The 14,332-nt window shown below is 35.5% G+C and carries 14 protein-coding genes; 2 read left to right on the top strand and 12 right to left on the bottom strand.

Features of this window, described 5'->3' with window-relative positions:
• Positions 1 to 133: 133 nt before the first annotated feature.
• Complete coding sequence (locus KGF86_RS05005) at positions 134 to 1,762, bottom strand: Na/Pi cotransporter family protein (RefSeq protein ID WP_186869925.1); 1,629 nt, start codon at positions 1,760 to 1,762, stop codon at positions 134 to 136.
• A gap of 202 nt (positions 1,763 to 1,964) precedes the next feature.
• Complete coding sequence (locus KGF86_RS05000; RefSeq protein ID WP_186869926.1) at positions 1,965 to 2,600, bottom strand: NfeD family protein; 636 nt, start codon at positions 2,598 to 2,600, stop codon at positions 1,965 to 1,967.
• Between the two features lie 78 nt (positions 2,601 to 2,678).
• Here KGF86_RS05000 and KGF86_RS04995 point away from each other — a divergent pair, with 78 nt between their 5' ends.
• The gene (locus tag KGF86_RS04995; protein WP_186869927.1) at positions 2,679 to 3,008 is read left to right on the top strand and encodes a hypothetical protein; all 330 of its coding nucleotides are present in this window, start codon (positions 2,679 to 2,681) and stop codon (positions 3,006 to 3,008) included.
• Between the two features lie 43 nt (positions 3,009 to 3,051).
• Here KGF86_RS04995 and KGF86_RS04990 read toward each other — a convergent pair whose 3' ends face one another.
• Positions 3,052 to 3,423, bottom strand: coding sequence for a DUF4190 domain-containing protein (locus tag KGF86_RS04990; protein ID WP_186869928.1), 372 nt, complete (start codon positions 3,421 to 3,423; stop codon positions 3,052 to 3,054).
• A 175-nt stretch (positions 3,424 to 3,598) separates the two neighbouring features.
• Between KGF86_RS04990 and KGF86_RS04985 the strand changes: the two genes are divergently transcribed.
• Entirely contained in the window at positions 3,599 to 3,883 is a 285-nt protein-coding gene (locus tag KGF86_RS04985) for a DUF2624 domain-containing protein (protein ID WP_186869929.1), read from the top strand.
• A gap of 201 nt (positions 3,884 to 4,084) precedes the next feature.
• On the opposite strand, the gene KGF86_RS04980 is transcribed toward KGF86_RS04985, so the two are convergent.
• The 9 genes from KGF86_RS04980 to ccpN all read right to left on the bottom strand — a co-directional run bounded on the left by KGF86_RS04980 (position 4,085) and on the right by ccpN (position 14,187).
• Complete coding sequence (locus tag KGF86_RS04980) at positions 4,085 to 4,978, bottom strand: deoxyribonuclease IV (RefSeq protein WP_211741288.1); 894 nt, start codon at positions 4,976 to 4,978, stop codon at positions 4,085 to 4,087.
• An 18-nt stretch (positions 4,979 to 4,996) separates the two neighbouring features.
• On the bottom strand, positions 4,997 to 6,307 hold the full coding sequence (locus KGF86_RS04975; RefSeq protein WP_211741287.1) for a DEAD/DEAH box helicase: 1,311 nt from the start codon (positions 6,305 to 6,307) through the stop codon (positions 4,997 to 4,999).
• 37 nt (positions 6,308 to 6,344) lie between these two features.
• Entirely contained in the window at positions 6,345 to 7,472 is a 1,128-nt protein-coding gene (locus KGF86_RS04970; protein WP_211741286.1) for a Nif3-like dinuclear metal center hexameric protein, read from the bottom strand.
• Positions 7,456 to 8,166: a tRNA (adenine(22)-N(1))-methyltransferase gene (locus tag KGF86_RS04965; protein ID WP_211741285.1), complete on the bottom strand. Its 711-nt coding sequence runs from the start codon at positions 8,164 to 8,166 to the stop codon at positions 7,456 to 7,458. Before KGF86_RS04965 ends, KGF86_RS04970 begins: the two co-directional genes overlap by 17 nt.
• A 76-nt stretch (positions 8,167 to 8,242) precedes the next feature.
• Positions 8,243 to 8,608 carry a cytochrome c550 gene (gene cccA, locus KGF86_RS04960; RefSeq protein WP_186869934.1) on the bottom strand — a complete coding sequence of 122 codons (366 nt, stop codon included), beginning with the start codon at positions 8,606 to 8,608 and terminating at the stop codon, positions 8,243 to 8,245.
• A 714-nt stretch (positions 8,609 to 9,322) separates the two neighbouring features.
• The gene (gene rpoD, locus KGF86_RS04955; RefSeq protein ID WP_211741284.1) at positions 9,323 to 10,444 is read right to left on the bottom strand and encodes an RNA polymerase sigma factor RpoD; all 1,122 of its coding nucleotides are present in this window, start codon (positions 10,442 to 10,444) and stop codon (positions 9,323 to 9,325) included.
• Between the two features lie 28 nt (positions 10,445 to 10,472).
• Positions 10,473 to 12,281 (bottom strand): DNA primase, encoded by a 1,809-nt coding sequence (gene dnaG / locus KGF86_RS04950; RefSeq protein WP_211741283.1) that lies wholly within the window; start codon positions 12,279 to 12,281, stop codon positions 10,473 to 10,475.
• Between the two features lie 456 nt (positions 12,282 to 12,737).
• Complete coding sequence (locus tag KGF86_RS04945) at positions 12,738 to 13,538, bottom strand: pyruvate, water dikinase regulatory protein (RefSeq protein WP_186869938.1); 801 nt, start codon at positions 13,536 to 13,538, stop codon at positions 12,738 to 12,740.
• Between the two features lie 19 nt (positions 13,539 to 13,557).
• Positions 13,558 to 14,187, bottom strand: a complete 630-nt coding sequence (gene ccpN / locus KGF86_RS04940) for a transcriptional regulator CcpN (RefSeq protein WP_186869939.1) — start codon at positions 14,185 to 14,187, stop codon at positions 13,558 to 13,560.
• Positions 14,188 to 14,332: the final 145 nt, after the last annotated feature.

Below are 14,332 nucleotides of genomic sequence, written 5' to 3'. Positions count from 1 at the left end.
TTTAATTTAATTTATGTAATTTTTACTTTCTGTCGAAAACGACAATAATTACTATATCACCTTTATTTAAAAATAGCAACAAAAATTTACAAAAAAAATAAAAAGAGAGAGGAAAACCTCTCTCTTTATTCTCTTAATGATCCTCTAACACTGCTTCTGCAATATTAACTGCATGATCACCGATACGTTCTAGATTCGATATAATATCAACAAAGACGATACCTGCTGATACAGAACAATCCCCTTCATTCATACGGATGATATGCTTTTTACGATAGCTTCGTTCCATTTTGTCTATTTGGTCCTCTTTTTGAACAACTGCCAATGCCTCTTCCCGATTACCCGTATCAAGCGCCTTAATCGCTTGCTTAACGGTAGACATTGTTAAGTCAAACATATTATTTAAATCCTCTTGTGCCTTATCCGTGATCACTACTTTATTGGATATTTTATAATCGATTAACTCCACAACGTTTTCAAAGTGGTCTCCAATTCGTTCAATATCTCGCACTGTATCCATTAATACCGTGTGCTTTGCACTTTCAAATTCAGACAATGAACCACCAGAAATGTCAATAAGATAATCCGTTATACTACGATCTAAACTGTTTAGTGCGCCTTCAATCTGTAGAGCCATTTCAGCATGTTTCGTTTGGTTTGTTGATAAATACATGCTTGTCTCTTCCATGCCTTGATATGCATATTCACCCATGCGAACTATTTCAGCCTTTGCTTGGTCAAGGGCTAGCGCTGAAGATTGTTGAATAAAAATCGGGTCTAAATGCTTCGGCTTATATTCGATTGTAGTATCCTTTCCTGGTACAAGCTTCGTTACCATCCATGCTAGTAAGCCAATGAATGGGAACTGAACAATTGTATTTAGTATGTTAAAACTACCATGTGCGAAAGCAATAGTCATTTCGGCGTTTAACATTAGTTTTTCTTGTAAAAACATCACATATTGTGTGAATGGATGTAGTAATAATAAAAAGACAGTTGTACCTACTAAGTTAAATATGACATGTACTGCAGCTGCACGACGAGCAGCAACAGTAGCACCTAAGGATGCTATAATAGCTGTAATAGTTGTCCCAATATTATCACCAAAAAGGACAGGTAATGCAGCATCTAGTCGGATGGCTCCTTCAGAATAAAGTCCCTGCAAAATACCGATTGTCGCACTAGAGCTTTGTACGATAACAGTGAACAGTACCCCAATAACAACCCCTAATACGGAATGCTCACTCATACTTAGGGTTAATTCCTGGAATGCTTCTAACGACCTTAAAGGCTTCATTCCACTACTCATTAATTCTAACCCATAAAATAATGAGCCAAAACCAAACACGACTTGACCAATAGCAGTGACCTTTTGATGTTTAAAGAAAAAGATCATTAAGGCACCAATAGCAAGAATCGGTAATGAATACGCACCGACATCGATACCGATGATAAATGCTGTAACCGTTGTACCAATATTCGCACCCATAATAACTCCGATGGCTTGTCTAAGTGTCATAAATCCGGCACTAACTAAACCTACAGTAAGAACGGTCGTACCTGAACTACTCTGAATTAAAATAGTCACTACTATACCCGCAAGTACTCCAAGAAACGGATTACTCGTAAAACGGTCTAAAATTTCTCGCAAACGATCTCCGGCAGATTTTTGTAATCCATCTCCCATATATTTAATACCTAGAAGAAAAATACCTAAACCACCGATGAATTCAAAAATCAGCGTCTGCACGTCTATTTCCAATGGATATTCGCCCCTTTAATTATGTTGTCTTATGTATCCCTTATTGGCACACCTTTATCATTATTGAAAAAAGAATCCGTTTTGTAAAGCAATTATTAAAAACTTTACACAAAATTTACATTCAAATTCCGACAAGAAAGAACAAACTTCATTCAATAAAGGTATTGTGTGTAAAAGGCAAAAAAAAATTCTTAGGAGGATCCTAAGAATTTTTTTTACGTTCTACTAATATTTTTGTTCCATCTACCTCAGTTACGACTACCTCCGTTCCTTTTGGTATCCATTGACCATTCGATATAGCACTATAATCTTTATTTCCAAGTCGTATCGTACCAACCGGACGTAAATCATTTAATGTAACCGCTTCTTGATGTAATAACGTTTTATATTCAGCATTGATAGAATTATATCCAGCCTCACTAGTCAATTTATCTTTTAAGGTAATCTTATTCCACATATCTCTACGCTTAAATACTTTTAAGAAGAACAGTGACCCTGCTGCCCCTAGTATTACCCCTAGTACTGCATATGCTCCAGCGGCAAAATTTGGTGCCGGTAACGCGACAGCTGCAATCATAGCAGCTGTACCAATAGTCGCTAAGGTTCCATCATTTAATACTTTACCATCTATAATTATAAGTGCGATTCCAATAAAATAAATGACAAGCATAAGAATAAGGGAGTCTGTTTCCAAATATACTGAAAAATAAACCGTTATAAATCCTATACCTAATAAAGCAAATATACCACGCATATTTACTAATATTTCACCAATTAAAAATAATGTTGCTAAGCCAGTGATGATAATAGCAATCCACTCTTGAGAAAATATTTCCATATTCTTCTCCCTCTCCAAATTAATCTTACTTTATATACGTTTGTGAATAATAAATGGTTTCATAATAAGGAGTAACTCATGAAAAAATTTATTCTTACTATATGTATTATACTATTTTTGATTAGTATCTATAAAGATTTAAACACCGGAACTGACTTATCAAAACAAAAAGAAAGTCAGGATTCTTCCCTAACATTAAACACTGCTTTTGAACCAATCAAGATAAAAACAGAACGAGGTGACACGGTGCTAACCGTTACCGAACGACTTAACCCAACGATACACAATATAAATATAGAGCAAATTCGAAGAGATTTTTCTACATTGAATCCAACAGTAGACCCTGATCATCTGCAGGTTAATCGCTATTATTTCTTTCCAAAATATAACGGTTATGGAAATAATTAGCCATAATATAAAAGAGGCCAGGTAGTGAACCTAGCCTCTTCGTCTATACGAAAGGTAATATAAACAGGGTAATGATAATGGAGATTGCGCCGGCTACGATTGCAATATTACCAAGGGTATTTGCATGGCGATTCCTTGCCATAAACCCTACAACAATCCCAGCACCACCTAAAAGAATTGGTGCCCAGAAGAATGAGGCAATAGATAACACTAAGGCTATCCAACCGATTGAAGTATTCGCTTCACTCTTTTCCTCGTCAAGGGCTACATTTCTGTAGTCATCTGCTGTTAATTCAGCAGCTGTTTCCTCATCACGGCTACTGTAATAAAGTCCATCGACGTGACGTGAAGAAATATCGTCTTCACCATGCTTCGGAGCGTTCTCCACATTATTGGTACGAATTTTATCGTCCATGATTGACCTCCTTCTATAAAATGATGAGGTGCAATTATAGTTTATGATGAAAAACGAAACTTATAATGCTACTTTTTACCACCAGGTGAAATAACCATTTTCCATAAAACGGTGAGAACAAGTTGATAAAAGCAGCTGGTAAGCATATAGTGGTAAACAAAGAGAGGTGTATATTATGTCAGTGTTTATAAAACAAATTATTCTGAATAAAATGAGACAAATTACAGCTGAAGATATTATACAATATTCAGGGGAATACGGGTTTACGATTACGAGACAGCAGGCCGAGGAAATTGCCACATATGTTCATACTAAAAAAATTGACCCATTTGACAAAAGAGAGCGAGAAAAGATGCTCCACGATCTAAGTGAAATTATAGACCGCCAAACCGCATTAAAAGCAAATAAACTTTTTCATGAATTAATAAAATCACACGGACTGGAGCATTTATTTAATTAAAAAAAGCTACCTAGGTAAGCAATTTACCTTATAGGTAGCTTATCTATTTACGCGTTGATAAAACAAGTTTAAGTAAAGAACTAGAGGCTGAGACAACGATTCTCGAACCGTAACCCAACCTCTATAGAGCTTAATAATCTCATTAAACCGCACACTAAACATCATTATAAATTTGATAATCATCGTATTGGTCACGTTAATTTATTGATTCATAATTATTTCTTGTAATTCCGGGTTAAATGACCCGTTTCGAATCATTTCTATTTCAAATTTATAAGGAGCTTTTTTACTCTTCTTATCTAAACCTACATAAGGTGTTTCTAATATTTTTGGTAGTGCCGCTAATTGTGGGTGATGGATAATATAATGAAGTGCATCAAACCCAATATGTCCAAAGCCTATGTTTTCATGACGATCCTTATGTGCTCCTCGCTCATTTTTAGAGTCATTTACATGGACGACCTTTATTCTATCCACACCAATAATTTTATCAAACTGTTCTAGAACACCATCAAAATCATTCACAATATCGTAACCAGCATCATGAACATGACAGGTGTCAAAACATACGGATAACTTATCGTTATGGGTAACACCCTCTATAATCTGGGCAATTTCTTCAAATGTTCTACCTATTTCTGAACCTTTTCCGGCCATTGTTTCTAAGGCAATCTGAACTTTATCATCTTTCTCTAATACTTCATTCAAACCCTCAATTATCTTTTGGATTCCTTCGTCTGGTCCAGCACCTACATGGGCACCTGGATGAAGTACAATCTGTTTTGCACCGATAGCTTCCGTACGATCGATTTCACTTCTTAAGAAGTTAACTCCTAATTCAAAGGTTTCTGGTTTCGTTGTATTTCCAATATTAATAATATACGGAGCATGGACAACAATATCCTGAATACCGTTTTCCGTCATATGCTTAAGACCTGCTTCAATATTTAATTCTTCGATTGGCTTTCTCCTCGTATTCTGTGGTGCACCAGTATAGATCATTAACGCATTTGCGCCATAAGAGACCGCTTCTTCACTTGAAGCTAGCAACATTTTTTTGCCGCTCATTGAGACATGCGAACCAATTTTTAACATAACGACTTTACTCCCCCATTATTTCTTTCTATTTTTACTTTTAATCATATTTTTCTTAATGGATTCCTGTTGTCTTTTCATCTTTTTCTTATAGCCCGGTTTTACCTTCTTAGGCTTACGAACCTGCTTCCATGCTTCTTTTTCAACCTCTGTTGTTGTCTTCAGACGCAGATTTCGTTCATTCCATGCTTTTGCATCTTTCCACTCACCATTTCTTACATCATAAAAGACAAATTCTAATCCTTTTTGTTCAAGCTTTTCGATTAGCTTGAGATCTTCTTCTCGATATAAGCTTATAGCAGTTCCTTCCATTCCAGCCCGTGCTGTTCTACCTACACGGTGAATATAGAACTCTTCCTCTTTCGGAAGTTGTGCATTTATGACATGACTTACTCCTTTAATATCAATTCCTCTTGATGCTAAATCAGTAGCAACTAAATATTGATATTTAAGACTTTGAATCTCTTTTAAAATTCGCTTTCTTTCTCGAGGTGTAAGCCCACCATGAATAATCCCTACATTAAGACCTTTTTCTAACAGTTTTTCATGTAGTTTATCTGCATTCTCTTTACCGTTAGTAAAAATAATGGCTAGATAAGGATTGATTGCCTCGGATAGTTGATAAATGATTTCATCTTCTGCACGATGCTTAACAGCAACTAAACGATGCTCCATTGTTTCAGGAGATAATTCATTAGCAATCTTAACATGTAGTGGATTTTCTAAATACTTTTTAAAGAAGTGTTCTAGTCGTTGTGGAATGGTTGCAGAGAATACCATTAATTGTATATCTTGCTTACAACGAATTAATAATTGATCTAATGTCTCAATAAAACCTAAATCAAGCATTAAATCCGCTTCATCAATGACAAAGGAAGTAGCAGAATAAATCGAAATCGCTTCTTCTTTCACTAAGTCTAAAATACGACCAGGGGTACCTACAATAATATGTGGAGGCTCTTTCAACTTATCAATCATTTTTTGTTTATCTGTTCCTCCAACTAACAGCTTCGTTTTCCATTCCTCTTCTTTACCAGCCAATTTGATAATTTTTTTCACTTCATCATATAGCTGTGTCGCAAGCTCGCGTGTTGGTGCTGTAATTACGCTTTGTATTTCTTTTTTATTCGCGTCTAATTGGTTAAAGATTGGGAGTAAAAAAGAGTGTGTTTTTCCTGAACCAGTATGGGATTGTCCAATGACACTTTGCCCTTTTAATATAGCAGGAATAACTTTCAGCTGGATTTCTGTTGGCTGCTTAAATTCCAAACTTTCAATTACATCTAGCATAATTGGGTTGAACGATATTGATTTAAATGTTTTATTCATACGATTACTCCTTTAAGTGCCTTACCAAACTAAATTACTATCGATATTGAAAAGGGTCTGTGTTCGTCTCCGAAACAATTATTTCAAGTGATTTATTTAAGGTTGCATCTTCTTTGATTTGTTGTTCTAAATATTGTTTCGTAGCAGACTTCATGACTTTTTCTATATAATGCCCAGCATCAATAACGGAAATTCCCATTTCAATCGCTTCTTGTGCTACATGGAATGTCATATCCCCAGTAATGTAAACGTCTGCTTTCTTCTGTATAGCAGAGTGAAAATATTTTTCACCACTTCCACCTAATACAGCCACCCTCTTAACTTTACGGTTACTATCCCCTGATACTCTTACGTAGTTTACCTCTAGGACATTCTTTACTTTAGTCACGAATTCATCTAATGTCGTTACTTCCTTCAGATTGCCAACCCGGCCTAACCCAATTTTCTCGCCTTCATTTTTTAATGGAATGACATCATATGCCACTTCTTCATAAGGATGAGCAGCAATCATTCCTTTTAATACATTGGAAAGAATGCTTTGTTGGACGATTGTTTCCACTTTTACCTCTGGAACCATCTCCAATTGATTCTTTTTCCCAATAAAAGGATTCGCTTCTCCTAAAGGCATAAATGTGCCTGTTCCTTTGGTCTGGAATGTACAATGACTATAATGACCAATGTGACCAGCTCCTGCTTTAGCTAATGCATCTGTCACAACTTCTACATGCGTTTCTGGTATATAGACAACAACTTTACATAATGAATCTTCATTAGTTTCTACTAATACTACCTTATCTTCAAGACCAATTAAATCAGCTAATAAATCATTTACGCCACCTTTTGCAACATCAAGGTTCGTATGTGCTGCATATACGGTTATATCATGCTGAATTAATTTTTTTATTATTCGACCACGCCAACTGTCGACATTTATTTCTTTTAAAGGTTTGAATAATAATGGGTGATGTGCAATGATTAAATCTACCTCATTTTCGATTGCCTCTTCCACTACAGATTCCAGTACATCTAATGTAACCATGATTTTTCTTACTGGTTTATTGTACGAACCTATTTGTAAGCCTATATTATCCCAATCGTACGCGAAAGCTTTGGGAGCCCATTTCTCCATAAGGCTAAAGATATGTGCGTTAGTTGTCTGGGTCATGACGTAGCACCTCCTCAATCCAACTTAATTGCTCCTCAAATTTCCCTATTTTCATGGTATCTTGTACTTTAGCTTGCTTCATCTGACTAATAACGTTTATTAATTTATCTCGTTCAGACTTCCATTTTTTAAAGAACAATGCATCTCGTCGGTTTAATAAAATTGGGCCAAAAAGCAATTGCTGATCGGATAGTGTTTCCTTATTATTCGACCGTTGCCCAACAATAATTTCATAGATATGTCCATTTTCTTCTAGTATAGCTTCATCCTCAATAATGAATCCATTCTCCATGTACCAACTACGTACATTTTTTTCATTGACATTTGGCTGGGCAATAATTAAATTGACATTTTCGAGCTTGTCCTTCCCATTTTCTAGGATCGAACGGATTAATGCTCCACCCATACCAGCAATAACTACCTGATTAACTTCTCCTTGTTGTAGAACAGCCAAACCATTACCTAATCTTGCTTCAATTACATCCTGTAACTGGTAGGTCTTAATCGTATCGATTGCACTAGATAGTGGTCCTTCATTTACTTCTCCAGCAATTGCTCTTGCGGTCGAATCATTACTGCATACATAACAAGGCAAGTACGCATGATCAGATCCAATATCGGCAAAATGTGCCCCTTTTGGTAAATAAGAAGCGACCTTTCGCAGTCTATTAGATAACTTTATTTCCTCTGCCATAACTAGCCTCCTCTTTCAAATACATAATAAAAGAAAAGCTTTCTGTATTATATCAGAAAGCTTTCCCCGACACTATTCATTTCTTCTCACTTAACCATTCAGAAATAATTGCAATTTCTTCTTCAGCAAGCTGCCCTAGTTGAGCTGGCATTCCGCCTTCTGTACCATTGGTAACGATATCTTTAATTTCATCTAAAGATAATTCAGAACCAACTGCATCTAAAGCAGGTCCCATACCACCAGAAAGGTCTGCCCCATGACAATGCAAGCAACTTGTTTCGTAAATTTCTTCCGGATCTTCCATGATTACTTTATCAGCTTGTCCTTCGTCCCCTTCAGCAATCTGTGTCCTTTGATGATTACCCACAAAAGAAATAACAATTACTGCTAGTACCCCGACAATGGCAATCATTGCAAAGGGGATTAATGGGTTTCGTTTCATTAGTATTTCCTCCTTATGTATCCCCAGAATAAAATATTATTCCACATAGCTATATCTATTCTATATGAAAAATGCTTTAGTTGAAAGAAAAAAGATGTGAAAAATTTACGAACAATAACAAAATAATAGCTAAAACACTTGACAACATTAAATAACGATAGTGAAGTTTTTTTCCTAACCAATACCAAGTTACAAAAATTAATAGAAATATACTAATGGTAACATATGGGTTTATTTGAAGTTTATTCGTTATTAAATCTGTAGTCATTAATAATATAACTAGTGGAACAATAACTGAAATATGTACATAGTTTATCTTATTCCTGTAAAAATAACGAAACACCCAAATAGAATATCCCATAAAAAGAACTAAAATACTCAGTTGCAAAATGAAACTAAATTGAGTAAAATAAACTACAAGAAATGAAAACGGTACCATTAACACTAAAAGTATTAGCTGAATATAAAGGAAAGGTTTATACTTCTCTCTCTTTATATCCGATAACGAATTATCGTTCCCTTGTGTATATAATGCTAACAAGAAATCGCACTGTGATTCAGGAAGTAATTTATGCTCCTTCCAATACAGGATTTCTTTTACAATGGTACTAGTACGATCATCTGCCAAATTAATCACCCCAATGCAGATTTAACGACATACAAAAAAAGAAAGAAGGAAAGTCATTGCTCTTATACGACCAATGACCAACCCAATTAATCTAAAAAGTCTTTTAAACGTTTACTACGACTAGGGTGTCTTAGCTTACGAAGTGCTTTTGCTTCAATCTGACGAATTCTTTCACGAGTTACACCAAATACTTTACCGACCTCTTCTAACGTACGAGTACGACCATCATCTAGACCAAATCGTAATCGAAGAACATTTTCTTCTCTGTCGGTTAATGTATCTAATACATCTTCTAGTTGCTCTTTTAATAATTCATAAGCAGCATGATCAGAAGGTGAGATTGCTTCCTGGTCTTCAATAAAGTCACCTAAGTGAGAATCGTCCTCTTCACCAATCGGTGTTTCTAATGAAACAGGTTCCTGTGCGATTTTTAGGATTTCACGAACTTTATCAGGCGTTAGATCCATTTCTTCACCAATTTCTTCTGGTGTTGGTTCACGACCAAGATCCTGTAATAACTGTCTTTGAACACGGATAAGTTTATTAATCGTTTCAACCATGTGTACAGGTATACGAATCGTTCTTGCTTGGTCAGCAATAGCACGAGTAATGGCTTGTCGAATCCACCAAGTTGCATACGTACTAAATTTAAATCCTTTACGATAATCAAATTTTTCAACAGCTTTAATAAGACCCATATTGCCTTCTTGGATTAGGTCAAGGAATAGCATTCCTCTACCTACATATCGCTTAGCAATACTTACTACTAAACGTAAGTTAGCTTCTGCTAGTCGTTTCTTAGCTTCCTCATCACCTTGTTCAATACGAGTAGCTAATTCTATTTCTTCTGTAGCAGATAATAAATCAACACGACCGATTTCTTTTAAGTACATTCGTACCGGATCATTAATTTTAATTCCTAGTGGTACGCTTAAATCATTGATGTCAAATTCTTCTTCTTTTTCGATTTCTTTCATTTTCGGGTCATCATCAGACTCACCAATTACATCAATACCTTGATCAGCAAGATTTTCATAGAATTCATCCATTTGATCTGGCTCAATTACAAAGCTATTTAGGCGATCCGCAATTTCCTCGTAGGCAAGAACACCACGTTTCTTACCAATCTCTACAAGCTGTTCTTTCGCTTGTTCTAAAGTTAACTCAGGCTCATTTTCTTTTGTTTGTGAAGTATTATTGTCAGCCATGAGTCCCCCTCCTTCCATACTACTTAAATCAATTTAAATGCTTAACTTGTCTTTGTAATTCTATTATCTTTAGTGCAATTTGCGCTGCTTTTATTGGGTCATTCTGTTGTTCAGCTAATCGTTGTTCGGCTTTTAGCTGTTTAATGCTTACTCCTGCACTACTTTCATTACGAATAATCTGTATATAATCATTAATTTCTCTATCACTGATGTCCGTCTGGGTAGGAATTAACGCAAGTTCAATAACCAATTTCCTTAATTTCTCATCTACTATACGTTCAATGAATATGCTAACATCTTCCAGATTATCCTCTTCATAAAACGCATATAAGTGTGTAGCGATGATTTTATGATCATCAATATTGAAGGAAACGCCAATATCCTCCTGAACTTTATCAGCGATGGACCGATTCTGAAGCATGTAAGCCAAGAGCTGTCTTTCAGCATTATGGAAAGCTGGTAATAATTTACCTCTTGACTTTTCTACCCTATTAGTATATCTGTCTTTTTCCCTCTTATCCTTACTGGTACCGAGTTTTTGTCGGTGTTGTTCTATTTCTCCTAATAAGGATTCCATTGAAATATTATATTCTGTACTTAGTTCTTTTACGTAAAATTCTCTTTCAACAGAACTATCTAGATTAGCTATTTCTTTGAGTACCTCTTCTAGATACTGCAGGCGGTCACCTTCAAGACTTAAGTTAAAGTCTTTCTTTAAATACTGCATGTAAAAACTCATAAAGGTTTTGCTTGCTCCAATAACCTCTCGCTTAAAAGCCTCTCCACCAAACCTATTTATATAACTATCTGGATCAAGATTATCCTTTAAGCTCGCAATTTTCACTTGACAGCCAATCTCTTGAAGTAATTTCGCCGCTTTATAAGTAGCTTCCACCCCAGCATTATCACCGTCATAACAAATCACGACCGTTTCCGCGTATCTCCTAAGAAGCTTCGCTTGTACTTCGGTAATCGCCGTCCCCATAGTAGCTACCACATTTTGGACACCAGACTGAAATGCCGTTATAACATCCATATATCCTTCAAACACAACAACCTCATTTTGTTTTCGGATATATTTCTTTGCTAAATCAAAGTTGTATAACATTTTACCTTTTTGAAACATATCGGATTCAGGGCTATTTAAGTACTTTGGTTCCTGTCCTTCCATCGCCCTTGCACCAAATGCAACCGTTCTACCTAAATGATTCCGGATCGGGAATATAACCCTTCCCCTAAATCGATCTGTAACGGAATCATCTTGTCCCCTGGTAAGAACCCCATATTTTACTAGCATTTGCTGATGAAAGCCTTTCTTCTGCAAGAATGTAGCTGTAAAATCCTTCGTATTAGGTGCATACCCAAGTTGAAACGTATCTATCGCTTCATTAGTAATACCCCTCTCCTGAAGATAATCCAAACCTACTTTCCCATCCTTCGTATATCGTATTAGATGGTGATACAGTTTCGTTAACCATTCATGTGCAGAAAGTACTTGTTGACTTTCTTTGGATAACGAAGATTCTTGTTTAATGGCATGTTCAGGAAGCTCAATACCAGAACGATCCGCAAGATGCTTAATTGCTTCAAAAAAGTTAAAACTTTCCATCTCCATTAAGAAGGTCACTACATTCCCTCCCTTTCCACAACCAAAGCAATGAAAGATTTGCTTTTCTTGTGTAACAGAGAAGGATGGTGATTTTTCACCATGAAAAGGACAAAGTCCAAAATAATTCCTACCTTGTTTCTTTAATTGGACATATTCACCAACCACATCCACGATGTCATTAGCATTACGAATTTGTTCAATTAATTCATCAGATATTTGGTTCGCCATATAAACCACCAGATTTCAGGATTTCATATACTATTTATTCGATATCCTCCTAATAAAATCCTTCATATTTCGACAAGTTTTTTGAGAAAGTCGAAAAAAATTCCTTCTATTATGAAAAACGCTTAGAAGGATATAGAAGTCATCTTGATTTGCATTAGGTTTGTTTTTCCGTATAATCCTAAAATTCATAGTCTAGACTGTTTTTGTTAAGTCTAATAATACTATTCTACAAAAAAATGCAGATTCCTTCTTAAAAATGAATGTTTTATTTTTCAGAATATCTCCTAAAGTTTCTTTGTACTATTCTATACAATATCAAGTATTTTTACACAAAAATTTATTATAATACATTTCCTTTAAAATTACTATTAATTAAATTAAAATATGCAAGTTTTTTTACTTTTTTAAAACCGTAGTAAAGGAGCATGCCCCAAAGCAATGCTCCTAACAAACTAATTATTCTTTTATTAAACGTAAAATATGGTTTGCTGTTTCTTCAACTGCTTTATTAGATACATCAACAACTCTACATCCAATTCTTTCCACAATTTTATTAAAATAATCCAATTCTTGGTGAATTCTTTGAATGTTGGCATATGTTGCCTGATCTCCCAAACCTAATGCCTTCAATCTTTCTTTTCGAATATCATTTAGCTTAATAGGTTCAATGCGCAATCCGATACATTTCTTTGGATCTACCATAAATAATTCCTCAGGAGGTTCCACTTCTGGTACGATTGGTATGTTAGCAACCTTTAATCGCTTATGTGCAAGAAATTGAGACAATGGTGTTTTAGACGTTCTTGAGACACCAATTAAAATGATATCCGCTCTAGAAATTCCTCTTGGATCACGTCCATCATCATATTTTACCGCAAACTCAATTGCTTCCACCTTTTTGAAATAGTCTTCATCTAACTTATGAACTAGTCCTGGTTCTTGACGAGGCTTTTTGTCAAAGAAACGTTCCATCGCTTGAAGCATTGGCCCCATAATATCAATCGCCTCTATATTTAATTCACTTGCTTTTTGATTCAAATAATCACGCAACATTGGATCTACTAGTGTAAACCCTATGATACTTTCCGTATCCTTTGCCCGAAATAAAACTTCGTCAATTGTTCTAATATCTTCAACATACGGTACTCGTTGAATATCATAATGATGTGTAAATTGACTTAATCCCGCTTTTATCACTAATTCTGCCGTCTCACCCACAGAATCAGATAGGATAAAAACATGCTTTTTGCTATTCATTCGCATCATCCCCCTAGGGTTAGATATGATTATCTGTGATTAATTCGACAAAGACATTTGTAATTGTCGTTTTCGTTACCCGTCCAACTACCTCTAGACCTTTTGGTGTGTCCTTTACTACAGGAACCCCATCAATTTGTTTATTAATAAGATTCTTCGCTACATCAATTAACAAGTCTTCTTTTCTGCACACGGTAATATTCGGCATCCTTGTCATAATAATATGGACCGGTAAGGCACTTAAATCTTGCTTTCCAATTGCCGCACGTAGTAAATCTTTTCTCGATACAACGCCAATTAAACATGAATGTTCATCCACGATAAACAATGTGCCAACATCCTCTAGGAACATGGTCGAGATGGCATCATATACCGAAGCACTTTCTTGCACCACAATCGGTATCGAATGATATTCATGGACCTTAAACTTTTTAATCTTCTCTGTTAATAATTCCGATCCAGTTTTTCCAGTGTAAAAATAACCAACACGAGGTCTTGCATCTAAAAATCCCGCCATTGTTAATATTGCAAGATCAGGCCGTAATGTCGCTCTAGTCAAGTTTAATTGTTCTGCAATATGCTCACCAGTAATTGGACCATTATTTTTAACAATTTCTATTATTTTTTCTTGTCGATTGGATAATTCCACTATTTCACACCACCCAACGGTTTTAGAAAAACCTGCATTTTTTCTTAGTGAATGCAATTAGTTTTCCTTATGCAGGTAGCCTATTTCGTAATACTTCACTACCCGCCGAATAAGACATACTATTTAATAATATTATAGCCCACTT

The sequence above is a fragment of the Ornithinibacillus massiliensis genome (genome assembly GCF_018310345.1).
In the GTDB taxonomy this organism is placed as follows: Bacteria; Bacillota; Bacilli; order Bacillales; family Amphibacillaceae; genus Ornithinibacillus; species Ornithinibacillus massiliensis.
Note: the sequence above shows the minus strand (reverse complement) of the source record. Positions and strands in the feature narration are given on the sequence as shown.

Bases quoted from the DNA above. Each gene is read 5' to 3' on its own strand.
- KGF86_RS04975 (WP_211741287.1), bottom strand. From the start codon at position 6,307: ATGAATAAAACATTTAAATCAATATCGTTCAACCCAATTATGCTAGAT.
- KGF86_RS04990 (WP_186869928.1), bottom strand. From the start codon at position 3,423: ATGGACGATAAAATTCGTACCAATAATGTGGAGAACGCTCCGAAGCAT.
- KGF86_RS04965 (WP_211741285.1), bottom strand. From the start codon at position 8,166: ATGGCAGAGGAAATAAAGTTATCTAATAGACTGCGAAAGGTCGCTTCT.
- cccA (WP_186869934.1), bottom strand. From the start codon at position 8,608: ATGAAACGAAACCCATTAATCCCCTTTGCAATGATTGCCATTGTCGGG.
- dnaG (WP_211741283.1), bottom strand. From the start codon at position 12,281: ATGGCGAACCAAATATCTGATGAATTAATTGAACAAATTCGTAATGCT.
- KGF86_RS04945 (WP_186869938.1), bottom strand. From the start codon at position 13,538: ATGAATAGCAAAAAGCATGTTTTTATCCTATCTGATTCTGTGGGTGAG.
- KGF86_RS05000 (WP_186869926.1), bottom strand. From the start codon at position 2,600: ATGGAAATATTTTCTCAAGAGTGGATTGCTATTATCATCACTGGCTTA.
- KGF86_RS04970 (WP_211741286.1), bottom strand. From the start codon at position 7,472: ATGACCCAGACAACTAACGCACATATCTTTAGCCTTATGGAGAAATGG.
- KGF86_RS04985 (WP_186869929.1), top strand. From the start codon at position 3,599: ATGTCAGTGTTTATAAAACAAATTATTCTGAATAAAATGAGACAAATT.
- KGF86_RS04995 (WP_186869927.1), top strand. From the start codon at position 2,679: ATGAAAAAATTTATTCTTACTATATGTATTATACTATTTTTGATTAGT.
- rpoD (WP_211741284.1), bottom strand. From the start codon at position 10,444: ATGGCTGACAATAATACTTCACAAACAAAAGAAAATGAGCCTGAGTTA.
- KGF86_RS04980 (WP_211741288.1), bottom strand. From the start codon at position 4,978: ATGTTAAAAATTGGTTCGCATGTCTCAATGAGCGGCAAAAAAATGTTG.